Source organism: Nocardia brevicatena NBRC 12119, assembly GCF_000308495.1.
In the GTDB taxonomy this organism is placed as follows: domain Bacteria; phylum Actinomycetota; class Actinomycetes; order Mycobacteriales; family Mycobacteriaceae; genus Nocardia; species Nocardia brevicatena.
Map to the genome: position 1 here is coordinate 90,432 of NZ_BAFU01000053.1, position 22,860 is coordinate 113,291.

Genomic DNA, 22,860 nt, shown 5'->3' on the forward strand with positions numbered 1-22,860 from the left:
CCTAGGACGGCGCGTGCGTCTTGCGCAGCGCGTACGGTTCGATCGCGCCGCGCACCAGGGCGCGGGCGTCGATTGTGTCGGCTTTGTACGGTATCTGCCCGAGGCGGTCGATCATGCCGGGGACCGGATCGTCGACGGTGTCGACCCGGCCGAACAGGAACGACCATTCGTGCTCGTCGCTGCCGTAGTGGAGCACAGTGCCGAACTGTTCGTGGAAACGCTGCCAGGAGCGCTTCAGGGTCTCGTTGCGCCACATGGTCGCACAGCCGGCCTGGGCGCCGAGCACGCCCCCGGGGGCGAGCAGGGCGCGACATCGCTGCAGGAACTCCGTCTCGTAGAGGCGGTTGTGCTGGGCGTCCTCCGGCCGCTCGTCGGGCAGGTCGATCACGATGACGTCGTAGCGCACGCCCTCCGCTTCGGCCTCGGCCAGGAAGTCCCAGCCGTCGGCATAGTGCATCCGGATCGGGCCGGAACCCTCGACTGCCGCCGCGAGTTCGTCGGGGGTGTAGCCGTAAGGCAGATGTTCGGCGCACAACTGCACCGCGGTCCGGTCGATATCGACGTGATCGACCCGGGTGGCGCCGGCCGCCACCGACATCTGACAGGCCACACCCTCACCGGATCCGATGATGAGCACGTTGTCCAGCTTCTCGGCCAGCACGAATGCGGGCACCATCATCGCCTCGTGGTAGGTGAGCTGGGAGAACTCGGTGGACTGCCGGTCGTTGTCGGAGAACAGGCCGATGCCCTGCTCGGTCCGCGCGATGAGCAGATGTTGGAAATCGGTGTGGGTGTCGACCAACACCTCCGACAGGTCCCACATCCTGGTCAGGCCCGAACCGACGGGCTCCTCGACCCGTTGACCGGCCCGTCCCCTGTGCACCGTGGACATACGGACTTCCTTGGGCGCCAACCACTCTCGTAGCAGATATACGGCCTTCTCGGCCTTGACGCCGATGCTGCCGCAGGTGAACACGTCTACGAAGATATCGCCGGATTCGGGGTAGGTGTGGATCGAGGCGTGCGATTCCGACAGCAGCGCCAGTACGGTCACACCCTGCGGCTCGAACTGCTTGTGCACCATATCGCAGATAGTGATATCAGCGCCCACCAGCGATTCTCGCAACGCTGTTTCGAGGCGTTCGAGATCATTGCAGAGACCTGCCTCGACACCGCCGAACTCGGCCAGCACGTGCCGGCCGGTGAATTCCGCCGTCATGGGCCACTCACTCTCCCTCAGCGCCCAAGACATGCACGGTCAGGGGCGGAAAACCATTGAAAGACACCGACGAATAACTCGCGGTATAGGCGCCGGTGTCGAGAATCTGCACGCGATCACCGGCTCGCAATGTGGTCGGCAGAAGGACTCGCGTGCGTTGATACAGTACATCGTCGCCGTCGCAGGTCGGTCCGGCCACCACGGCCACGTCGAGGGGATCACTGTCCCGCTCGGTGACGAAGCGGTATGCGATGTATTCGTTCTCGGTCTCGGCCATACCGTTGTAGCGGCCGATATCGAGATACACCCAACGTCGCCCGTCCGGTGCGGTCCGTACCCCGACCACCTCGGCGTGCGCCACTCCGGCCGTGGCGACCAAGGCCCGCCCCGGCTCGACCACCAATTCGGCGGCCTCGGGCAGCAACTCCACGACGGCACCGACCGCGACCGCGGCGATCTCGTCCGGACTCGGCGCGGTGTCGACGTAGGAGACCGGCAGACCACCGCCGATGTTCACCGATGTGACCGGAATCTGCTTGGCGGCCAGGCCTTTCACAATGCCGGCGGCCTGTTCGATACCGATCCGCCAGGCGGCCGGATCCAACTGTTGCGAGCCGACATGGAAATACGGGCCCGCTACCGTGAGGCCGAGGTCGTGGGCGCGGATCAGCAGCCGAACGGCCTCGTCCGGTGAGCAGCCGAACTTGGTGCCGAACGGCGTACGCGATTGCGGCGCGGCCGCCAGGAACCGGCATTCGACCTGGGCGCCGGGCGCGTGTTCGGCGATACGCGACAGGTCATCCTCGGTGTCGAACGCGAATCGGCGCACCCCGAGCTCGTGGGCGGCGGCGATATCGGCGGCCTTCTTGATCGGGTTGCCGTAATAGAGGCGATCGGCGTCGACACCGAGCTCGCGGCACATCCGGATCTCCCCGATGCTCGCGACGTCGAACTCGGCGCCCTCGGCATCGAGGACGCGCACGATTTCCGGCACCGGGCTCGCCTTCACGGCGAACCGGATACGCGCCCGCCGACCGGCCCGGACCAGGGCAGTATCGAGGAGGCGGTAGTTCTGGCGCACCCGTTCGGGGTCGACGAGAAGGTAAGGGGAGTCGAGCACGGTGAATCTTTCGGTTGGGCAGCAGACAGAGATGTTTCTACAGGTCCGGTCCGCCCTCACAATCGATTCGCGGCCTCGCTCAGCACTGCTCGTAGCACTTCTTCTATTTCCGCGAAGTGTTTCTCCTCGCAGATCAGGGGCGGAGCGAGCTGGATTATCGGGTCGCCGCGGTCGTCCGCTCGGCAGTAGAGTCCACCTTCGAACAGTGCTTTCGAGACATAGCCGCGAAGCAGCCGCTCCTTCTCCTCGACGCTGAACGTCTCGCGACTTTCCTTGTCCTTCACCAGTTCGATTCCGTAAAAGTATCCGTCGCCTCTGATGTCACCCACCAGGGGAAGGTCTTCGAGGCGTTCGAGGTAGGATCGGAATACGCTACTGTTTGCATCCACGTGATTGTTGAGCTGCTCTTTTTCAATGATGTCGAGATTGGCCAGCGCAACGGCGGCTCCCACCGGATGCCCGCCGTACGTGAATCCGTGAGCGAACCATTCACGTTCTGCCAAAAACGGTTCGACCAACCGATCGTGAGCGATCATCGCCCCGAGTGGAGCGTAACCGGATGTCAATCCCTTGGCGCAAGTAATGATGTCCGGCTGAAAATCGTATCGTATCGCGCCGAAGTCGGCTCCGAGCCGACCGAACCCACATATCACCTCGTCCGAAACGAGCAAGACATTGTAATGGTCACAGATCTCCCGGACCCGCTGGAGATAGCCCGGAGGAGGCGTAATGCAACCGCCTGAATTCTGCACCGGCTCGATGAAGACGGCCGCGACGGTTTCGGGCCCCTCCTGCTCGATGGCCTCGGCGATTTTGTCGGCAGCCCATAGTCCGAACTCACCCGGCGCGAGGCTTCGGTCGTCCCGTCGATAGTAGTTCGTGTTGGGAACGCGAATGGTTGTAGGCACGAGGGGCTCGAAGTCGACGCGCGCACTGGGGAGTCCGGTAATCGACAGCGCACCCATCGAGGTGCCGTGATACGAAGCATAGCGGGATACCGCCTTGTGCTTCAGTGGGTGACCGGTGCGCCGATGATAGGCGCGGGCCAGCTTCCACGCCGTCTCGACGGCTTCGGAGCCGCCCGTTGTGAAGAAGATTCGGTTCAGGTCGCCCGGTGCCATGTCCGCGAGCCTGGCGGCCAGCTCTATTGCCGGTGGATGCGCATACGACCAGAGCGGGAAGAACGCTAGTTCACTCGCTTGGCGGGCGGCGGCCTCGGCGAGCTCGGACCGGCCGTGGCCGACCTGCACCACGAAGAGCCCCGACAGCCCGTCGAGGTAGCGGCGGCCGGTAGCGTCGAAAACGTAGGGCCCCTCCCCCCGCACCATCACCGCCGTATCCGAAACATCCCTCGATGCGAGGCGAGTGAAGTGCATCCAAAGGTGGTCGGATGCGGCGGAATTCTCGCGGGGATCGTGAACAGTCACAGTCGATGTCCTGCACAGTGTCGGGGGCCGAATCATGGCCTGTGTTGTATAACGTACGAACTACATGAAGACTGGCAGTTCGGGACGCCGCGGGGGGAGTAGGGAATTCCCTATGTTCGGCCCGGCCGAGGCCGGGAATACCTTCACCGCCACGGTGTCGCGGCCGCATTGGCAGTATTTCGGCATGCGGACGATGAGGGGAAATGCCGTCCCTCATGTCGTCACGACAGCCAGGGAGCCGCGGCGCGAGCCGGCGGATATCCACTCAGAGCGGAATGCAGGGTGGTGCGACCGGTCGCGACGGTACACTCCGCCCTATGGGCGAGCATCCGATGCTGCATTCGATTTCCGGTGGACGCGATGACGGGAACCGGCGACCGCGGCCGCAATCCGTCCGAGAACCCCTGTGGCGCGAGGTGCTCGGACTTCGGCTGCGTGAGCTGCGGCAGGAGCAGCGCCGGACGCTGGCGGAGACGGCCGGGCGGGCCGGTGTCTCGCCGCAGTATCTGTCCGAGGTGGAGCGCGGCCGCAAGGAACCGTCGAGCGAGATGATCGCGGCACTCGCGGGCGCGCTCGGCACCTCGTTGGGCGAACTGACCGGCCAGGTGTCGGAGGCGCTGCGTGGGGAGCGCATCACCTCGACCCGCCCGGCCGTCGCTCCTGCCCGTACCCCGCGGGCGGGCGTGCAGGCCATGTTGCTCGCGGCCTGACCCGCCTCACCCGCGCGACTGCAGCACCCGGTCGACCAGGCCGTATTCCACGGCGGCATCGGCGGTGAACACCCGGTCGCGGTCGGTGTCGCGGCGCAGCGTCTCGGGCGCCTGGCCCGTGTGCCGCGACAGGATCGTCTCGATTTCCGCTCGCATCCGCACCAGCTCGTCGGCCTGGAGGATCAGGTCGGGGATCGCGCCCTGGCCACGGGCCGCCGGCTGGTGCAGTACCACCCGGGCGTGCGGCAGTATGGCGCGTTTCCACGGTTCGCCACCGGCGAGCAATACGGCGCCGACCGCGATGGCCTGGCCCACGCAGGTGGTGTGGACCTGTGCCTTGATGTATCGCATGGTGTCGTACACCGCGAGCATCGCGGGCAGTTCGCCGCCCTCGCAGTTGATGTACAGGTTGATCTCCTGCTCCGGGTTCTCCGATTCCAGATGCAGCAGTTGCGCGATGAGCGCGTTGGCCACGCCCGAATCGATCGGGGTGCCGAGATAGACGATCCGTTCGGCGAGCAGATGCGAATACACGTCCATGATCCGCTCGCCACCGGGCTGCCGGGCGATGACATTGGGAATGGTGTAGGTGCTCATGAGATGCCGACCTTCTGACGCTGCGGAACGACCTGGGCGAACGAGTCGACGATGTGATCGATGAACCCGTACTCCTTCGCCTGCTCGGCGGTGAACCAGCGGTCGTGCAGTGAATCCTCGTAGACCCGCTCGTACGGTTGGCCGGTGTCCTCGGCGATGAGACCGAGCACCGTCTCCACGGTGTGGCGCAGATCGTCGGCCTGCGCCTCCACCTCGACCGCGCTGCCGCCGATCCCGGAGGAACCCTGATGCATCAGGATGCGAGAGTGCGGCAGGGCGAAACGCCGTCCCCGGTCGCCCGACGACAGCAGGAACTGGCCGGCGCTGCAGGCCAGGCCCAGAGCCAGGGTGGAGACCTCGCACGGCACCAGTCGCATGACGTCGCGGATGGCGAGCATCGCGGGAACCGAACCGCCGGGGGAGTGGATCCACAGCGAGATACCGGCGTCCGGGTTCTCCGCCGCGAGCGTGAGTATCTGCGTCATCAGTAGGGTGCCGTTGTCGTCGTCGAGCCCGCCGTCGAGGACGACGATGCGGCGACCGAGCAGTTGTTCGCGTGCCCGCCAACTGAACAGCGGGGCCTTGTCATCGTGAGCCATACGTCCACCGTGCCTCGGGGGGTCGTATATTTCGCCCCGTGCTGCTGTGAGCGGATCTGCCCACAGCAGCGAGCGCAGTTCACGAAACCCTCGGGGTCGAGATGGCTGCCGAGCCGGCCGGGCAAGGCCGCGTCCTCGCGGCGGGGATCCTGCCCGCCACAGTGCGCGTCTGTGTCGAACGCGCTGCGCCGTAGTCGATTCGCCGGGTTCTGCCGGGCGGGGTGGAAAGAGGCGATGAGTACCGGGACAACTCCGGACAGAACGATTTCGGCCGCTGCGCCGTCGATGACTCAGCGGCCGAACCACCCCTTATCGGTCCCTCAGTGTGGGAGGCTCTTGACCAGTTCGGGCTCGCGGCTTTCGTCCTCGTCCGATCCCTCGGTTGCCTCGGCCCGGTTCGGCAGCAGTACGGCCATGGCGATCACAACCAGGGCCAATGCCGCGGAGACGCCGAACGCCAACCGCAGACCGTCGAGCTGCGCGGCCGCCTCGTCGACTCCCTCGGCCCTCAGCGCGGTGCTGTGGGTGGACATGACGGTGACCACCAGTGCGGTGCCGAAGGCCGCGGCGACCTGTTGCAATGTGCCCAGCATGGAGCTGCCGTGGGAGTACAGGTGTCCCGGGAGCGCCCCCAGCCCGAGGGTGAAGACCGGGGTGAAGGTCGCGGCCAGCGACACCATGAGCAGGATGTGCAGGATCAACAGCTGCCAATACGGCATGCTCGCCGAGACCCGGGTGAACCCGGCGAGCGCGACCGCGATACCGATCGAACCGGGAATCACCAGCGGCCGTCCGCCGATCCGGTCGAACAGGCGCCCGATGGTGGGACCCAGCAGGCCCATCGCCAGCCCGCCGGGCATGACGAGCAGTCCCGTCTCGAGCGGGGTCAGACCGCGCAGGTTCTGCAGGTACAGCGGCAGCAGGATCATCGAGCCGAGCATCGCCAGGAACGCGACCGACATGAGCACCAGCGCCTTGGCGTACGTACCGGCCAGCAGGATACGCAGATCCAGCAGCGGGGTGCCGGTGCGCTGCAGCCGCAGCTGTCGGGCCGCGAATATGCCGATGAGAACCAGTCCGGCGGCGACGATCAACACGGGCACGGCGGCACTGCCGGTCTCGAACCGGCTGAGCCCGTACACCAGGCTGCCGAATCCGAGAGCCGCGAACACCACGCTGGGCCAGTCGATCGCCCCGGCCTCCGGTTCGCCGACGTTCTCCAGTCGACGCAGGCCGAACCAGGTGACTGATGCGGCGATCGGCAGCACCAGCACGAAAAGCCAACGCCACGATCCCGCCTGCAGTACCAGACCGGAGATGACCGGCCCCATGGCCGGCGCCACCGAGATGGCCAATGTGACGCTGCCCATGACCCGACCGCGGTCGTGTTCGGGCACCACCGTCATCAGGGTGGTCATCAGCAGCGGCATCATCACGGCGGTGCCGCCCGCCTGGACGACCCGTCCGATCAGCAGCACCGCGAACGACGGGGCCACGGCCGACAGCGCGGTACCCGCGATGAAGACACCCATCGCGATCGCGTAGGCCCGACGGGTGGTGACCCGTTCCAGAAACCACCCGGTAACCGGGATGACGGCAGCCATGGTGAGCATGAACGCGGTGGACACCCACTGGGCTGCCCGTTCGGTGACCTCGAGGTCGGTCATCAGGCGCGGGATCGCGTTGATCATGATGGTCTCGTTCAAGATCACCACGAAGGTCGCCAGCACCAGTAACCGGATCACGGTCGGCGTCCGCCCTCCGGTCGGGCGCACGGGTATTGCGGTGGACATCGATTACCTCCGGAGGGTTCGCGGATGGAACGGCACATGGCCTGGCGGGGTCCCCGATGACCCATATCCCCTGCCACACCAGAGCAGACGGGGGTGGCTCGTTCAACTCATCGGCCGCGCGTCAGTATTCCTGCCCGCCGCCCGAAGGGCATCCGATTTTTCGCCCGCGGCCCGGCGTGAGCCTGTGGGGAACCGGGCGAGTGCGCGGGGTCCGGATCGTGTGCCGCGCCGGTGCCGCGGTTCGTCACAGGAGTCTGGACAGGAATGCCTGGGTGCGGTCGTGTCGCGGGGCGGACAGGATTTCCTCCGGTGGTCCCGCTTCGACGACCACCCCTTGGTCCATGAACACCAACCGGTCGGCGACCTCCCGGGCGAAACCCATTTCGTGGGTGACCACCACCATCGTCATCCCCGAATCCGCGAGCTCCCGCATTACCGCCAGTACTTCCCCCACCAGCTCCGGATCCAGCGCCGAGGTCGGTTCGTCGAACAGCATGAGCTTGGGGTCCATGGCCAGGGCGCGGGCGATGGCCACCCGCTGCTGCTGCCCGCCGGACAGCTGGGCCGGGTAGGCGTTCGCCTTGTCCGCCAGGCCGACCCGTTCGAGCAGTTCCTCGGCCCGGGTGGTCGCGGCGGCCCTGCGCAGCTTTTTCACCCGGGTGGGCGCCTCGATGACATTGCCGAGGACCGTGCGATGGGGGAAGAGGTTGAAATGTTGGAAGACCATCCCGATATCGCGGCGCTGGCGGGCGGCCTCGCGGGGGTGGAGTTCGTGGAGCCGTCCGTTGCGCTCTCGGTATCCCACCAGTTCCCCGTCGACGTAGAGGCGTCCGGCGGTGATCTGCTCCAGATGGTTGATACAGCGCAGAAAGGTCGATTTCCCCGAACCGGACGGACCGATGAGGCACAGTACCTCCCCGCGCCGGACTTCCAGCGAGATCCCTTTGAGCACCTTCAGCGCGCCGAAGTCCTTGCAGACCCGGTCGGCGCGGATCATCGGTGTCGATGCTGTCTCCCGGCTCATTTCGAGCGGGCACCTCCCTGGGCGTCGGCCAGTTCCTGGAGTTGTTTGGCGGTCAGCTGCCGGGAGACGCCACGCGAGTAGTACCGCTCCAGGTAGTACTGGCCCACCATGAGGACGCTGGTGATCGCCAGATACCAGGTGGCGGTGACCAACAGCAGCGGGATCGGCAGGAAGTTCACACCGTAGATATCGCGGGCTCGGCCGAACAGATCGGTGCTCAGCGGGATCGCGGTGACCAGCGCGGTCGTTTTCAACATGCTGATCAGTTCGTTGCCGGTGGGTGGGATGATCACCCGCATCGCCTGTGGCAGCACGGTCCTGCGCATGGTCTGTGACCACGACATGCCGAGCGCGATGGAGGCTTCGCGCTGTCCTTCGCCGACCGAGTTGATCCCGGCCCGCACGATTTCCGCCATATACGCGGCTTCGTTGAGCCCGAGCCCGATCACCGCGAACGCGAACGCCGCCCGCAGACTCTGCACGTCCAGTTCGAAGAAGTGCGGTCCGAACGGGATCCCGAGTGCGATGTGCCGGTACAGCGACGGCACCAGGCCCCAGAACACGAGCTGCACGAAGACCGGGGTGCCGCGGAAAATCCACAGATAGACCCAGGCGGTGACGCGGAAGACCGGATTCGGCGACAGCCGCATCACCGCGAGCAGCGTGCCCAGCGCGACCGCGATCACCATGGCGAGCACGGTCAGCTCGAGCGTGACCACGGCCCCGGCCGCGATCCGGGAATCCCGCAGATACTGCCGGTAGACATCCCAGCGGTAGGCGGGATTGGTGGCCGCGCCGTACAGGAACAGCCCGACCAGGACGAGGATGAGAAACGCGGAGATCCAGCGCCCGGGGCGGCGTAGCGGGACCGCTCGGATCGGTTCCGGTTCGGCCGGATCGTGGGGTTGCGGGTCGGCGGTCATCGCCTCAACTCCTCGCGCCGTTGATGACGGAGGTGCCGATCGCGCCCGCCTGCACACCCCAGTTCGCGGTGATCCGCCGGTAGATGCCGCTGTCCATCAGGTATTGCACCGCGTCGCGCAGGATCGGTGCCAGCGGCGAGCCCTTGGTGAGTGCCCAACCGTACGGCGCGGAATCGAATATAGGACCGACCGGTTCGATTTTTCCCTCGGTCTGTTTGATCGCGTACGCGGTGACCGGGGAATCGGCGGACATGGCGTCGACCTGGCCGAGGACCAGCGCGTTGGTGACAGCGCTCTGCTCGTCGAACGCTTCGATGATGATGGGGTCGCGCCCGGCGGCGACGCAGGCCGCGCTCTTGGCCGGCACCTCCTCGAGGTGTTCCACCGTCGTGGCCTGGACCGCCACGCGTGTACCGCAGGCGTTCTCGGGGTCGATATCGCGGCCGGTGCGCTGGGCCCATTGCACCCCGGCGCTGAAATAGGTGACGAAATCGACCTGCTTCTCGCGGTCGAGAGAATCGGTGATCGAGGACATGCCGAGGTCGTAGGTGCCGGCCTGGACGGCCGGGATGATCTTCTCGAACGCCGCTTCGGTATAGCGGGCGCGGATGCCGAGCACTCCGGTGACGGCGTCCATCAGGTCGATGTCGAATCCGACGATGGTCCCGTGCCGGTCCCGGTATTCGTTCGGCTGGTACGGCACGTTCACCCCCACCACCAGTTCACCGGCGGCGGCGGTCGGGGCCGGCAGCCGCGCCGCGAGCGCGTCCACCTTCGTCACCGGAACCTTTTCCGGAACCGGGCCGGTGTCCTCGATATTGGTCACGCAGGCGGTCAGGAGCAGCGCACCGGCGAGTGCGGACCACAGCCGCGCTCGGGCGCCGGAGCGTGCTCGACAAACCACCGCGCCTCCACTACCGATCGCCGACATTCGGGAAAGCCGTGAAGCCACAATAAGCGACCGGAGTGGGTGAGGCCGATCTCAGCGCTGGGCGGTATCGGCCGGGCCGATCTCCGCGGCCGACCGCTCGTCCAGACCGGGGACGGGCACGCGTCCCACGTGGGCTTCGGCGCGCATCCGTTTCGACATATGCGGATAGTGCAGTTCGAACGCGGGACGCTCGGAGCGGATCCGCGGCAGTTCGTAGAAGTTGTGCCGCGGGGGCGGGCAGGAGGTGGCCCATTCCAGCGAGTTGCCGTAACCCCACGGGTCGTCGACGGTGACGACCTCGCCGTAGCGGTAGCTCTTGAAGACATTCCACACGAAGGTGACCATGGACACGCCGAGGATGAACGAGCCGATGGTGGAAAGGGTGTTCAGGCCGGTGAAGCCGTCGCTGGGCAGGTAGTCGGCATACCGGCGCGGCATACCTTCGGCGCCGAGCCAGTGCTGGACCAGGAATGTGGTGTGGAAGCCGAGGAGGGTGGTCCAGAAATGCAGGCGGCCCAGTCGTTCGTCCATGAACCGGCCGGTGAGCTTGGGAAACCAGAAGTAGATGCCGGCGAAGGTGGCGAAGACGATGGTGCCGAAGAGCACGTAGTGGAAGTGCGCGACCACGAAGTATGTGTCGGTGACGTGCCAGTTCAGCGGCGGGCTGGCCAGGATGACACCGGACAGGCCGCCGAACAGGAAGGTGACGAGGAAGCCGATGGCGAACAGCATCGGGGTTTCGAAGGTCACCTGTCCCTTCCACATGGTGCCGATCCAGTTGAAGAACTTCACCCCGGTGGGAACCGCGATGAGGAAGGTCATGAAGGAGAAGAACGGCAGCAGCACCGCGCCGGTGGCGTACATGTGGTGCGCCCACACCGCCATGGACAGACCGGCGATCGCCAGGGTGGCGAATACCAGGGCGGTGTATCCGAAGATGGGTTTGCGACTGAAGACGGGGATGACCTCGGTAATGATGCCGAAGAACGGTAATGCGACGATATAGACCTCGGGATGTCCGAAGAACCAGAACAGGTGCTGCCACAGGATGGCGCCGCCGGTGCCCGGGTCGTAGATGTGCCCGCCCAGATGTCGGTCGTAGGCCAGGCCCATGAGCGCGGCGGTGAGGATGGGGAAGGCGAGCAGCACCAAAATGCTGGTGACGGCGATGTTCCAGGTGAAGATCGGCATTCGGAACATGGTCATGCCCGGGGCGCGCAGGCATACCACCGTGGTGATCATGTTGACCGCGCCGAGGATGGTGCCCAGGCCGGATACCGCCAGGCCCATGATCCACAGGTCGACGCCCACGCCGGGGGAGTGTAGTCCGTTGCTCAAGGGGGCGTACGCGGTCCAGCCGAAGTCGGCGGCGCCCCCGGGGGTGACGAACCCGGCGGTCGCCATGGTGGCGCCGAACAGATACAACCAGTAGCTGAACGCGTTCAGGCGCGGAAAGGCGACGTCGGGGGCGCCGATCTGCAGGGGCAGGACGGCGTTGGCGAAGCCGAATACCACCGGTGTGGCATAGAACAGCAGCATGATGGTGCCGTGCATGGTGAACAGCTGGTTGTACTGTTCGGGTGAGAGGAACTGCAGGCCGGGACGGGCCAATTCCGCGCGGATCAGCAGCGCCAGCAGGCCGCCGATGAGGAAGAACCCGGTCGCCGAGGCCAGGTACATGATTCCGAGCATCTTCGGGTCGGTGGTGGTCACCACCTTCCAGACGGCCGAACCCTTCGGGCCGACCCGCGCGGGGAAAGGCCGGGCTGCCGTGAGTGTGGTACCACGCTGAGTTGGCGCTGCGGTCATAGCTCCTCCAGGGCCGGTCCGCTTGTTTCGCCGCGCGGCTACCCGCGGTCCGTATCCCTAAACCGCAGGTCGCCGATGTATTGAAGTGGTGCTCGTCGAGGTGCCGCTCGGTACGGGGATCAATCTCCGACGTGGAAACTCTTGGCGGCCTCGAGGATGCGTTCCGAGGGGGCGTCGCCGGCGCCGGCTCTGGCCGACATCGAAGCGCCCGCCATCACAGACAGTTCCACGATAGCCTCTCGTCCGTCCTCATCGGGATATTCCCCGAATTCGGCCGGTTTACCGATCACGGTGCGAATACCGTCGAGATATGCCCGACGCGGCGGGCCGGCGGGCCCGGGTGTGCGCCACATCGGAGGCCGGTGCGGCGATGCCGCAGCCTTGTCCGGCGGCGTGGAGCGCGGTGAACACGAGATCCTCGGCGACGAGGTGAGCAGACAGACCGAAATGGCGCTCTCGGAACTGGTGGAGCGGCTCGCGCTCTCCTTCGACCGCCGACTCGTTGTCACACTTTATCGCCCACCCCACCTGGAACCGTCGCCGAGAAGGCCTGGGCCGGGAGAACACGCCCGTCCCGTACCGAGGTCTCGGCGGCCGCCGCCGCGTGCCGTGATGGCAGACTGCTGGATATGGCGCAATCCGATTGGGCGGCTGTGGACCGTTACGTGGTGGACCACTTGGTGAACGACCCGGCGCCGACGGCGACGCTCGAGTCCAACGCCGCCGCGGGCCTTCCCCCGATCGACGTCTCGGTCGCGCAGGGCAAGTTCCTGTATCTGCTCGCCAGGTCGATCGGTACGGGCCGAGTGCTGGAGATCGGCACGCTGGGCGGATTCAGCACGCTGTGGCTGGCCCGCGCGGTGGGCGAGCGGGGGCGGGTGATCACGCTCGAATACGAGCGGCGGCATGCGCGGGTGGCGCGGGAGAACCTGGACCGGGCCGGTGTCGGGGACCGGGTGGAAATTCGGGTGGGCGCGGCGATGGAGAGCCTGCCGGTGCTGGAGGCGGAACACCCTGAACCGTTCGATTTGGTGTTCATCGATGCCGACAAGGTGAACAACTCGAACTATGTGCGCTGGGCGCTGCGCCTGGCCAGGCCCGGCTCGGTGATCGTCGTTGACAATGTCGTGCGCCGCGGCGCCCTGGCCGACGAGGCATCCACCGATCCGTCCGTTCGGGCGAGCCGGGAACTGGTGGAGCTGCTCGCCGCCGAGCCGCGCCTGGACGCCACCGTGTTGCAGACCGTCGGTTCGAAGGGATGGGACGGGTTCGCCTTCGCTGTCGTGATCTAGCGGACAGCGATCCGACGCATCGTGGCGGGTCGATCACGGGGTGGCGCCTGGCTCTTCTCGGAGGGTCATCGTCCGGATGAGTCGGCCGATATGTGGGGTCAGCCGCTCGGCCGTGAGCTCGAGGGTGCCTGCGCCGGCGAGTTGGTCGAAGACGAGCCCGTCGAGGTAGGCGACCAGGAGCTCGGCCCCGACGGCCGGTTCGGGGGCGCCGGAGGCGACGAGCATGCGCTCGGCCAGGGTGCGGATGCTCGTCCCGGCCGCGGCCAATGCGGTGCGCAGCTCGGGGCGACGGGTCGATTCCAGTGCCAGTTCGTAGCGGGCGAGCATTCGGGTGCGACCGGTGGTGGTCCAGTGTCGGAGGAGATCGGCCGCCGCCGCGGCGAGCATGTCCAGGTCGGCGGTGGTGAGGTCGGGTAGGGATGCCAGTTCGCTTGCGTCGAGTTCGGTGAGCCGGTCGACCGCGGCGCTCAGGAGCGCTTGTCGCGTTCGGAACACATTGGAACAAGAGCCTTCCGGCAGATTCGCGGTGCGGTCGACGGCGCGGTGGGTGAGTCCGCGCATTCCCGCCGCGGCCAATGTCTCGATCGTCGCGTCGGCCAGGAGAGCGCGGCGGTCGGTGGTTTCGGCCACCCGAGGTTCCTTTCCATGTCCGAGTCGACTACAACTGTAGTTATCATCGACTACAAGTGTAGTGGAGGTCCGAATGAGTGCGAACAGCGGCCGAGGCCCACGACGGGCAATCGTCGCCGGAGCCGGAATCGGTGGCCTGGCGACGGCGGCAGCACTGTGCCGGCGCGGCTGGGACGTGGAGATATTCGAGCGGGCCGACGCGGTCGGCGAAGCGGGCTCGGGATTGACACTGTGGCCGAACGGACTGCGCGCCCTGGACGTGATCGGCCTGGGCGCGGCGGTACGCGAGCAGGCGATAGCGGGTACCGACTCCGGTATCCGTGACCCCGGGGGGAGGTGGCTGATCCGGACCGATACCGGCGAACTGGTCCGGCGCTACGGCGAGGCGGTGATGATCTCCCGATCCGACTTGTTCGCGATCCTGCACCGCGCCGTCCCCGACGCGCGGCTACGCCTACGGGTCGCGGTGTCGGGAATCGAGACCGTCGGCAGGCGGGTCCGGGTCGTGCACAGCGCGGGGGTGTCCGAAGCGGATCTCGTCGTCGGCGCCGACGGAATTCACAGCGCGGTCCGGCGTTGGGTCTGCCCCGATGCGCGCGGGCCGCGCTATGCGGGGTACACCGCGTGGCGGATGATCACCTCCCGGCCGGTGCCGCCGCTGCGTGAGGGTGGCGAGACCTGGGGGCACGGTGAGCGGGTCGGCATCGTCGCGTTGGCGGATGGCCGCGTGTACATGTTCGGAGCGGCCGATGCCGCTGCGGGACAACGTGGGCCGGGGGGAGAACTCGCCGAGCTGCGACGCCGATTCGACGAGTGGCACGATCCGATTCCGGCGTTGCTGGACGCCGTCGACGAGAAGGATGTACTGCGCCACGATATCTACGAGCTGCCCCCGCTGCCGACCTACGTTCGCGGCCGGGTCGCCCTGCTCGGCGACGCCGCGCACGCCATGACCTCGAATATGGGCCAGGGTGCGAACCAGGGGCTCGAGGACGCCGTCACCCTCGCCGTCCTGCTCGACCGGCCGGGCGATATCGAGGACGCGCTCGACGAGTACGACCGGGTTCGGCGCCCTCGCACCCAGTCCATTGCGGCCCGTTCTCGCCATATAGGGGGTGTAGCGCAATGGAATTCGATTGCTTCCATGGTTCGGGATGCCGCATTGCGGCTGATACCGGCCCGCGCCCTCGTGTGGGGGATGGGCTCGGTAATGGTCTGGGAACCGCCGGACGCCGGTGATGATCTGTCGAACCGATAGGGGCCACGGTCGCCGTGTGGTCGGAGGTTTCGTCCACGTGAGCGATGACGCCATGGGCCCGGGTTGGACCGGGTAACAGGTGCGGCGACAGTGAGGGCGGTCCATATCGTGGCGACTCGGGAAAATCTGCGCGGGGCGGTCGCGGTCATCGTTCGGGGATCGGTGTCGGGTTCGGTGTGAGCGCCCGGAGCGCCAGGGCGAGCCACCGGAGTTGTTCGGCTTCCGGCACGTCGTCGCCGGGTGATGTGGCGAGGAGGAGGACCACATCGTCGGCGGTGATATCGGGGTAGAGCGAGCCCTCTCGATGTGCCGCCGCGACGAGCCGTTCGACGGCGGTGCGGCCATGGTCCTGGACCTGCCGCAACGGATCGTCCGCCAGGCCGGTGACGGCGAACCTCAACAAGCGTTCCTGCCGCATATCCAGCACAACGCTGCGTAGGAGAGCGATGAGCTCGTCGACCGCCGAGGCGGGCTCGTCGGCGGCGCGGGCGAGTGCCGCGTCCAGGGATTGCCCGATCGCCGTGGTCAGTTCGGTCACGATCGCCTCGACCAGGTCCTTCTTTGTCGGAAAGTGCCGGTAGAGCGTGCCGACGGCGACGCCGGCCGCGGCGGCGATCTCGTCCATCCCGACGTCGGGTCCGCGGCCGATCACGAGTTCGCGTGTCGCGGCGAGAATCGCCGCGCGATTGCGCAGCGCGTCCGCCCGCCGTCCGGTTTGTCCGGTCATCTGGTGATTCCTTCCGTACCAGGCTACTTGCGTAGAAGATGAACTATTGGTTCACTTTATCTATGAACGGCTAGTTCATGTTAGGAGTGAAGCACAGTGAGCAAATGGACCGAAGCGGATATTCCCGACCAACGCGGCCGCGTCGCCGTCGTCACCGGCGCCAACACCGGCCTCGGCCTCGAAACGGCTCGAGCGTTGGCCGAACACGGAGCCACCGTTGTCCTCGCCTGCCGGAACTCGGACAAGGCGGGGGAGGCGGCAAACCGGATCGTTCGATGAGCCCCCGGTGCCACGGTCGACACCGCGGAGCTGGATCTGTCCCGTCTCGCCTCGGTGCGAGCGGCGGCCGAGACGGTTCGCGGGCGGTACGACCGTATCGACCTACTGATCAACAATGCCGGCGTCACCGGCCTGTCCGGCACCACCGAGGACGGGTTCGAGATCCAATTCGGGATCAACCACCTCGGTCACTTCGCCTTGACCGGCCTGCTGATCGATCGGATCCTCGCATCCCCCGCCGCCCGTATCGTCACGGTCGGCAGTATCGCCCACCGCTTCGGCCGCACCGACCCCGTCGATCCTGCCGACCCCACCGGAAACGCCTACGCCAAGTCGAAACTCGCCAACCTTCTGTTCACCTACGAACTCGACCGCCGCCTCGCCGGAACCCCCGCGATCGCTCTGGCCGCCCACCCCGGTGGGGCGAGCACCGAGGTCTTCCGCTACTCCCCGGCGGCATTCCGTCTGCCGAACCTGGCCATCGCCCGACTCTTCGGCCGCACGCCCGCAATGGGGGCGCTGCCCACTCTTCGCGCCGCCACCGATCCACACGCGTCGGGAGGCGAATACTACGGTCCTTCAGGACTTTTCGAAATCCAAGGGTATCCCGTACCGGTGAACTCCAGCCCCCACTCCCACGACACCCGGCGACAGGCCGCTCTCTGGGAAGTTTCCGAAACACTGACCGGCGTCGGCTATCCCGAGTAATGGGTGGATCCAACGGCCGTATCTCCGTATCCAAGCCGCAACGATCACCAGGACCCGGCGACCTACCGCCATGCCTCGGGAGGGCCGTCGTTGTCGTGGAACGCGCGCATGGTCGGCGTCCACCGGGCTTCGATATCGTCGACATCGACAATGATGTCGATGCGGGCTTTCACCCGCTCGACCTGCCCGTCGAGGTGCTCGCGTCCGGGCACGAACACCGCTTCGGCCCGGTGCAGTTCCACACCGCGCAAGAGCAGTTCTATGCGGCCCTCGGCAGCGGCCGTGGCGACGATGGTCGCGCGGGGCTCGTAGCCGAGCCGGATCGCCAGGCCGCGCAACCGCGTCTCGTCCCACCGGCAGCGGTCTCCGGAGATGTCCGCCCGCAGATAGACGAGCGCGGGGGCCGGGTCGGGCAGGGTCATCGAATACCTCCGGCGAGCAGCGGTGTGCGGTCGTCGACTATCCCCAGGCCGCTCCATACGCAGGTGTCGGGTCCTGCGGTCGAGTGCTCGACGATCCTGCCGCCGACAACGGCGACCATTCGCTCGCACAGCAGGCACATCACCTGTTCGATCGGTCCGCGGATACCGCGGGCGTAGGCGGCCCCGCACATGCTCACGGTGATCCACGGTCCGCAATCGCAGGCGGTGGATGTCGTGTGCTGTTCTCGCTCCACCTGTTCCCTCCGCTCATCCGTTCGCTCCGGCGCCCGACGCCGGGCTCGCGTCACCGACATATGGTTCGCGTGTGTCGTGGTTCGGCATCGCCCGCCGCCCGGGGCCTGCACCGAGGTTCCGGCAAAAGCCGATCTCGTTGAAGGCTCGAAAACGCCCCGGAGGTAATACGCTTCCGGTATCGAGCATTGAGGGCTTCGACAGCAGGGGGTGGTGGGATGATCGTCAGCAGATGGACACGGGTGGAAGTCCGCGCGCTTCGGACGGCCGCGCTGCGTTTGACGCAGGAGGAGTTCGCGGAGCGAACCGGATACCAGCTGCCGACCATCAGGAAATGGCATCGGACGACATGGGATCGACCGGTGCGCGGCCGATCGGCGGAGGTACTCGACACGATCCTGAGCGGGCTCGACGGCGATCAGTTGGCCCGCTTCACAGCGGAGATCGCTGCCGAAACCGGATCGAACCGGCATTGTGGTGAAGAGGGGACACAGTGGCCGAGTGGAGGATTTGGCCTGTATGAGTGGGAGGTCGATGGTGACATGAGACGTCGCGAGTTCGCAAGGGTGGCAACGGTGGCCGGCGTTGCGGTGACCACCGGGGCATGGGAATTCGGCGAGCGCATCGGCCAGGCCGACGTACGGCGCCTGCGGGCCGGTGTCGATCACTTGGGTGCGCAGGATCAGCAGCTCGGTGGTGGCACATTGGTTCGGCTCGCGGTCGAGCAGCTTGCGCGGGCGAAACACGGTCTGGACACCGCTACCTACGAGACGGCCTCCGGCACCGCATTCGCCGCTGCTACCGGCAATCTCGCCGTCCTTACCGGCTGGCTCGCCTACGACTCGGGCCTGCACCCGCTGGCCCGTCGGTGCTATGCCGACGCTCTGGCGTTGGGGACCGAGGCAGACGACAAGGATCTGATTGTCCATGTCTGTTTGACAGCGGCGAACCAGCCTCTGACCCTTGCCCGTACCGGCGCCGGCAGCCCTTACTACGCCCTCCAACTCGTCGACCGCGCCCGCACCCTCATGCATGGTCGCCCTCCGGGTCGGATCCATGCCCTGATCGCGGTCCGCGAGGCACAAGCGCGCGGATTGCTCGGCGACCGCGCCGGTTTCGGGCGCGCCATAGCGACCGCCTGGCGCGAACTGGATCACGCGCTCGCTTACGAGCCGATCGAGGAATGCCCACGGTGGCTGCGATTCGTCAACCACTCCGAAATCCGCGGACACGAAGCACGCGGATGGGGCGATATCGGCGAATGGCAACGAACAGCGACCTTGCTCGACACCGCGATTCGCGAGGAATCGGCCCCCCGGAACACCGCGTGTCTGCGGGCCGGCGCCGCTGCCGCGCAGGCCCGCCTCGGCGATATCCGTACCGCCCTCGACAGGGGGCTGGCGGTACTCGACGATCTCGAGACCATCGCGTCCGCCAGGCCGCTGCGTGCCCTCGCCCCGGTGCGATCCCGCGCCGACGATGCGAGCGGAGCCGAATTCCGGCACCGTTTCGACACCCTTTCGGCGAACCTCGAGCAGAAAGCGATCACTGTGTGACAGAGACTCCTACCGTCGAATTCCGTCGCTACGGCGCCACGCAGGCGCGCGAGCTACGCGACACCGTCGAGGACATCTATCGCCACTCCTACGTCGACGCCGTCTCGGGTGGCGACCCGTTCGATACACCGGCCGAGTTCATGCGCCGTTTCGACGCCTACACCCATCCCGATCGGGGACCGGGATTCGAGCTGGTGATGGCGTGGGCGGACGGTGCGGCGATCGGACAGTCCTGGGGGTGGCCGCTGCGTCCGAATACGGCGTGGTGGGGCGGTTTGCGGCTCGACGACGGCGATCACGCCGCATTCACCGCCGAGGACGGCTCACGCACGTTCGCGCTCTCGGAGATCATGGTCCACGCCGACCGAACCGGCCGCGGAATCGCGCGGGAACTACACGACGAACTACTGCGCGGCCGTCCGGAGCGGCGCGCGACCCTGCTGGTGGATCCGGACAACGAGCGCGCGTACGCCGCGTACCGCAGGTGGGGGTGGCGGCGCGTCGGATCGCTGCTCCCCGGCTGGGGGAACGCGCCGACATTCGACGTCCTGATCCGGGACCTGCCCCTCTGACCGGTCCGGTCGAGCACCCGGAGATCGGGGTATCACCACACGTCACCGAGCCGAAGGTGTGTTATGCCGCTTCCCTGGGCAGGCCACAGGGAGTGCCGGGCCGTTCCGAGGCCAACTGCGTGGTGAGTTCGGCGAATTCGGTGTCGAGGTGGGTGCCCGGATCCTCGGATGCCTCCTGTTCGGTATCCGCATCGGCCATGCCGTCCCGGTAGCTCCGGCTCAGGTGGCGGTAGTGCCTACTGGACAGCGCGTAGGTGGTGAACAGCAGGCCCAAGACGCCGAGCAGCACGAATACCAGCGCCATACCGCGTGCCTCGCCGGTGCCGAACCAGTCACCGATCCACCGGGCACCCGATCCGGCGGTCATGAACGGGATGAAGAAGAACTGGGTCATCGGACTGATCAGGAACGCGGTGAGCGGCGACGCGGCCTGCTCGACGCTTTGGGCGAACCCGAAGACGCGGCCTTGGCGTTCGTACGGCACGACCTTCTGCAGCACGGTCTGCTCGGCGGCCTCCACGAATGGCATGACCAGCATGAACATGGCCATCCCGCCGACCAACCAGATCACGGAGTCCCGCAGTGGGAACGCCATCGTGACCACCCACAGGGCCATATTGGTCAGCAGGATCAGCCGCACCGGATTGGACGATGTCCCGATGCGGGCGACCAACAGTCCACCGACGATCATCACGCCGCTCAACGCGCCCCAGATGATGCCCCAGGCCTGGACCGACATCATCGACAGGGCGTAGGGGTCCATGAGGGCCATGAGCCCGCCCATGAGCAGGTTGTTCAAGGCCGAGAACACGATGAGCGCGACCATGCCGGGGATTCCGCGGACCACCCGGATCGTTCCGCGCACGTCCACGCGTTTCGGCTCGTCCTCGGCGGCGGCGTGGGCCAGTGCGTCGGGCAGCCGCAGCCGACGCAGATGGAGTAGCGATCCGGCGAGCACGGCGACGGACAGGACCAGCACGCCGAGCATGCCGTTCCAGCCCACCAGCAGCGCGCTGGCTACCGACGTCACGAGCTGCGAGACGCCGCTGGTCGTGCCGACCAGTCCGTTGGCCCGGTCACGGACCCGCTCGTCGAACATGGCCGTGACAACGGTCGGCAGCGCGATGGACCGCAGATTGCCGGCGATCACGCCCGCCATGAGGAGCACGATGAGCATCCACAGCCGCACGCTCGCCGGGTCGCGCCATTCCTCGGCCGGGGTGATCAGGTAGAACACCAGACCGGTCGTGTAGATCGCCAGCGAGACGAGCGCGGATGCCTGCATCACGGTCTTCTTGCGATGGTGATCGACGATGCTGCCGAACCACACTCCCGTGCCGGCCATGGCGACCAGGAAGATGCCGGCGATCATGCCGGTCGCGAAGACGGAGCGGGTCCGCAGATACACGAAGAACGTGAGGGCGAACCAGACCGTGAAGTTGATGAACGACACCAGCAGCACGTTCACCAGCAGCTGAGCGAATGTGCGCACGGTGGGATCACCGAAGTCTAAGCGGGCGGCGGCCTCGTCGGCGGTTCTTCGTGGGATCTTCATGCTCATACTCAACGACCTCGACAATGGTTCAGGTCAAGCTCCGCTCGGGGAGCGACCGGGGGACTCGTTGTTTTCTTGGACCGCCGTCACCGGCGAAAGTCATCGGTACGGGCGGAAAGGACCCGCGTCCGCCTTGCGGTGCCCGTGCTACCGCCATGGGCGCGCAAGCCCGGGGCGCGAACGTCTCTCGTTACCGGCCGAGGACGAGGTCGACGTCCGTCGTGATCGCTCGGTCGGGTAACGCGGGAAGCGTCGGCGCGCTGCCCCGAATCCGGTGAGGAAAAGGGCGTCTTCGCCGAGGGCCGCCACGCGGGTGTCGGCTGCGAACCCGGCGAGCGGTTCCGGCTCGCTGTCGGTGGCCTCGTTGGAGACCGGAGATTTGGGGGGTGTACGGGAACCGCGCCGTCGGGAACAAGGTATTACCCGCGGACATAGGGCGTCTCGATTCTCGTTCGGGCGAACGGTGGTCGATCGGAGCCGAGAGCAGGAAGGTGCGACGATATCGCTTGAGCGCCGCCGAGCGTCGAGCCCTGCTCCCATCGGAGCGTTTTACGGAAACAGACTGACCACAGCCATGATCCGCACCCTAGAGCACGATACGACATCGGGTCCACCGAATTTCCTCGGTCTGTCCCGGCGGGCAATTCTCGACTTCTCGCACAGTGCTTGCCGGGCCGAATACCGGTTGAGCCGGCTCCGCACCGCCGGCACCATTCCGTCATGGACCTCCTCGCCTCGATTCCCGCCTTCGTCGTGGCCGTGGTACTGATCTCGGCCTCGCTCGGGCCGGCGATGGCGTTGATCCTGCGTCGCGCCACGGTGCGCGGATTCGCCGGTGCCGTGCCGACGGTGCTCGGGCTCGAGACCGGTCTGTACCTGTGGGCGCTGTGCTCCGCCGCCGGGGTGGCGGCCCTGGTCGCCGCATCAGAAGTCGCGTTTTTCGTGCTGCGCGTCGTCGGCGCCGGGTTCTTGTTGTACCTGGGGGCCAAGGCATGGCGTTCGGTGTGGCGTGGCGGGTACCAGGTGACACCGGAGACCGGCCTCGAGTACCCGGCCGGCTCGGCGCCGGACCGGCGCAAGGCCTTCGGCGAGGGCGTGGTGGTGATGCCGGCGAATCCCAAGGCCGCCGCGTTCATGATCGCGTTCTATCCGCAGTTCGTGCCGGACGGGTGGCCGTTGTTCGGCACGACCGCGTTGCTTGCCCTCCTTCAGGTGGCGATCGAGGTCGTCCTGTATCTCATGCTGGCGGCCTTGGTCGACCGCGCCGGCGGTTGGTTTCGCCGGTCCACGGTGCGACGTCGGCTCGATATGGTCAGCGGCACGGTACTCGTCGCCCTGGGGGTGCGGATGGCAGTAGAAAGCCGTTGAGCGCCGGACGTCTCCCGAGGTATCGATTCGTGGTACTCGGGCCGATGTGGCATGCCGGAGGCAGGGCAGCCGAGGTGCGGTGGCCGGGA

At 66.7% G+C, this 22,860-nt stretch carries 22 protein-coding genes and 1 pseudogene; 7 read left to right on the forward strand and 16 right to left on the reverse strand.

The annotated features are described in order from the left end of the window. Position 1: 1 nt before the first annotated feature. The 3 genes from speD to ON20_RS12630 are packed head-to-tail and all read right to left on the reverse strand — an operon-like array spanning position 2 to position 3,802. Positions 2–1,219, reverse strand: a complete 1,218-nt coding sequence (speD, locus tag ON20_RS12620; protein WP_040835470.1) for an adenosylmethionine decarboxylase — start codon at positions 1,217–1,219, stop codon at positions 2–4. Between the two features lie 7 nt (positions 1,220–1,226). After that, positions 1,227–2,339 carry a type III PLP-dependent enzyme gene (locus tag ON20_RS12625; protein ID WP_040835472.1) on the reverse strand — a complete coding sequence of 371 codons (1,113 nt, stop codon included), beginning with the start codon at positions 2,337–2,339 and terminating at the stop codon, positions 1,227–1,229. Between the two features lie 56 nt (positions 2,340–2,395). After that, positions 2,396–3,802, reverse strand: coding sequence for an aspartate aminotransferase family protein (locus ON20_RS12630; RefSeq protein ID WP_083864881.1), 1,407 nt, complete (start codon positions 3,800–3,802; stop codon positions 2,396–2,398). A gap of 281 nt (positions 3,803–4,083) precedes the next feature. Here ON20_RS12630 and ON20_RS12635 point away from each other — a divergent pair, with 281 nt between their 5' ends. Then, positions 4,084–4,476 carry a helix-turn-helix domain-containing protein gene (locus tag ON20_RS12635; RefSeq protein ID WP_083864882.1) on the forward strand — a complete coding sequence of 131 codons (393 nt, stop codon included), beginning with the start codon at positions 4,084–4,086 and terminating at the stop codon, positions 4,474–4,476. Between the two features lie 6 nt (positions 4,477–4,482). Here the strand turns inward: ON20_RS12635 and ON20_RS12640 are convergent, their stop codons facing one another. The 8 genes from ON20_RS12640 to ON20_RS37920 form a co-directional block, all read right to left on the reverse strand. Continuing rightward, complete coding sequence (locus tag ON20_RS12640; RefSeq protein WP_040835473.1) at positions 4,483–5,073, reverse strand: ClpP family protease; 591 nt, start codon at positions 5,071–5,073, stop codon at positions 4,483–4,485. Further along, positions 5,070–5,672: a ClpP family protease gene (locus tag ON20_RS12645; protein ID WP_040835474.1), complete on the reverse strand. Its 603-nt coding sequence runs from the start codon at positions 5,670–5,672 to the stop codon at positions 5,070–5,072. The genes ON20_RS12640 and ON20_RS12645 overlap by 4 nt, the downstream gene beginning before the upstream one ends. A 320-nt stretch (positions 5,673–5,992) precedes the next feature. After that, positions 5,993–7,465, reverse strand: coding sequence for an MDR family MFS transporter (locus tag ON20_RS12650; protein WP_040835475.1), 1,473 nt, complete (start codon positions 7,463–7,465; stop codon positions 5,993–5,995). A gap of 244 nt (positions 7,466–7,709) precedes the next feature. Further along, entirely contained in the window at positions 7,710–8,489 is a 780-nt protein-coding gene (locus ON20_RS12655) for an amino acid ABC transporter ATP-binding protein (RefSeq protein ID WP_083864883.1), read from the reverse strand. Beyond that, positions 8,486–9,412, reverse strand: a complete 927-nt coding sequence (locus ON20_RS12660; protein WP_040835477.1) for an amino acid ABC transporter permease — start codon at positions 9,410–9,412, stop codon at positions 8,486–8,488. The genes ON20_RS12655 and ON20_RS12660 overlap by 4 nt, the downstream gene beginning before the upstream one ends. A gap of 4 nt (positions 9,413–9,416) precedes the next feature. Further along, positions 9,417–10,343 (reverse strand): ABC transporter substrate-binding protein, encoded by a 927-nt coding sequence (locus ON20_RS12665; RefSeq protein ID WP_051162317.1) that lies wholly within the window; start codon positions 10,341–10,343, stop codon positions 9,417–9,419. A 51-nt stretch (positions 10,344–10,394) separates the two neighbouring features. Continuing rightward, positions 10,395–12,152, reverse strand: a complete 1,758-nt coding sequence (ctaD, locus tag ON20_RS12670) for an aa3-type cytochrome oxidase subunit I (RefSeq protein WP_051162319.1) — start codon at positions 12,150–12,152, stop codon at positions 10,395–10,397. Positions 12,153–12,271: 119 nt separating this feature from the next. Continuing rightward, on the reverse strand, positions 12,272–12,505 hold the full coding sequence (locus ON20_RS37920; protein ID WP_040835478.1) for a hypothetical protein: 234 nt from the start codon (positions 12,503–12,505) through the stop codon (positions 12,272–12,274). Between the two features lie 276 nt (positions 12,506–12,781). Here ON20_RS37920 and ON20_RS12680 point away from each other — a divergent pair, with 276 nt between their 5' ends. Further along, on the forward strand, positions 12,782–13,444 hold the full coding sequence (locus ON20_RS12680) for an O-methyltransferase (RefSeq protein ID WP_040835479.1): 663 nt from the start codon (positions 12,782–12,784) through the stop codon (positions 13,442–13,444). A gap of 33 nt (positions 13,445–13,477) precedes the next feature. Here the strand turns inward: ON20_RS12680 and ON20_RS12685 are convergent, their stop codons facing one another. Next, positions 13,478–14,074 (reverse strand): TetR/AcrR family transcriptional regulator, encoded by a 597-nt coding sequence (locus tag ON20_RS12685; RefSeq protein ID WP_086008974.1) that lies wholly within the window; start codon positions 14,072–14,074, stop codon positions 13,478–13,480. A 73-nt stretch (positions 14,075–14,147) separates the two neighbouring features. Between ON20_RS12685 and ON20_RS12690 the strand changes: the two genes are divergently transcribed. After that, on the forward strand, positions 14,148–15,332 hold the full coding sequence (locus ON20_RS12690) for an FAD-dependent monooxygenase (protein ID WP_040835481.1): 1,185 nt from the start codon (positions 14,148–14,150) through the stop codon (positions 15,330–15,332). A 145-nt stretch (positions 15,333–15,477) separates the two neighbouring features. Here the strand turns inward: ON20_RS12690 and ON20_RS12695 are convergent, their stop codons facing one another. Further along, positions 15,478–16,059, reverse strand: a complete 582-nt coding sequence (locus tag ON20_RS12695) for a TetR/AcrR family transcriptional regulator (protein ID WP_040835484.1) — start codon at positions 16,057–16,059, stop codon at positions 15,478–15,480. A gap of 96 nt (positions 16,060–16,155) precedes the next feature. Between ON20_RS12695 and ON20_RS12700 the strand changes: the two are divergent. Next, positions 16,156–17,046 (forward strand): annotated as a pseudogene (locus ON20_RS12700) (oxidoreductase). Positions 17,047–17,108: 62 nt separating this feature from the next. Here the strand turns inward: ON20_RS12700 and ON20_RS12705 are convergent. After that, complete coding sequence (locus ON20_RS12705) at positions 17,109–17,468, reverse strand: hypothetical protein (RefSeq protein WP_040835485.1); 360 nt, start codon at positions 17,466–17,468, stop codon at positions 17,109–17,111. After that, positions 17,465–17,722, reverse strand: coding sequence for a hypothetical protein (locus ON20_RS12710; protein ID WP_157228817.1), 258 nt, complete (start codon positions 17,720–17,722; stop codon positions 17,465–17,467). The genes ON20_RS12705 and ON20_RS12710 overlap by 4 nt, the downstream gene beginning before the upstream one ends. Positions 17,723–17,938: 216 nt before the next feature. Here ON20_RS12710 and ON20_RS38830 point away from each other — a divergent pair, with 216 nt between their 5' ends. Beyond that, a complete protein-coding gene (locus ON20_RS38830) occupies positions 17,939–19,276 on the forward strand; it encodes a helix-turn-helix domain-containing protein (protein ID WP_040835487.1) in 1,338 nt (445 codons plus the stop codon). Then, entirely contained in the window at positions 19,273–19,848 is a 576-nt protein-coding gene (locus ON20_RS12720; protein ID WP_040835488.1) for a GNAT family N-acetyltransferase, read from the forward strand. The genes ON20_RS38830 and ON20_RS12720 overlap by 4 nt, the downstream gene beginning before the upstream one ends. 61 nt (positions 19,849–19,909) lie before the next feature. Here ON20_RS12720 and ON20_RS12725 read toward each other — a convergent pair whose 3' ends face one another. Continuing rightward, positions 19,910–21,409 (reverse strand): MFS transporter, encoded by a 1,500-nt coding sequence (locus tag ON20_RS12725; protein WP_083864884.1) that lies wholly within the window; start codon positions 21,407–21,409, stop codon positions 19,910–19,912. Positions 21,410–22,123: 714 nt separating this feature from the next. On the opposite strand from ON20_RS12725, the gene ON20_RS12730 reads away from it, so the two are divergent. Continuing rightward, the gene (locus ON20_RS12730; protein WP_040835489.1) at positions 22,124–22,771 is read left to right on the forward strand and encodes a LysE family translocator; all 648 of its coding nucleotides are present in this window, start codon (positions 22,124–22,126) and stop codon (positions 22,769–22,771) included. Positions 22,772–22,860 lie beyond the last annotated feature (89 nt).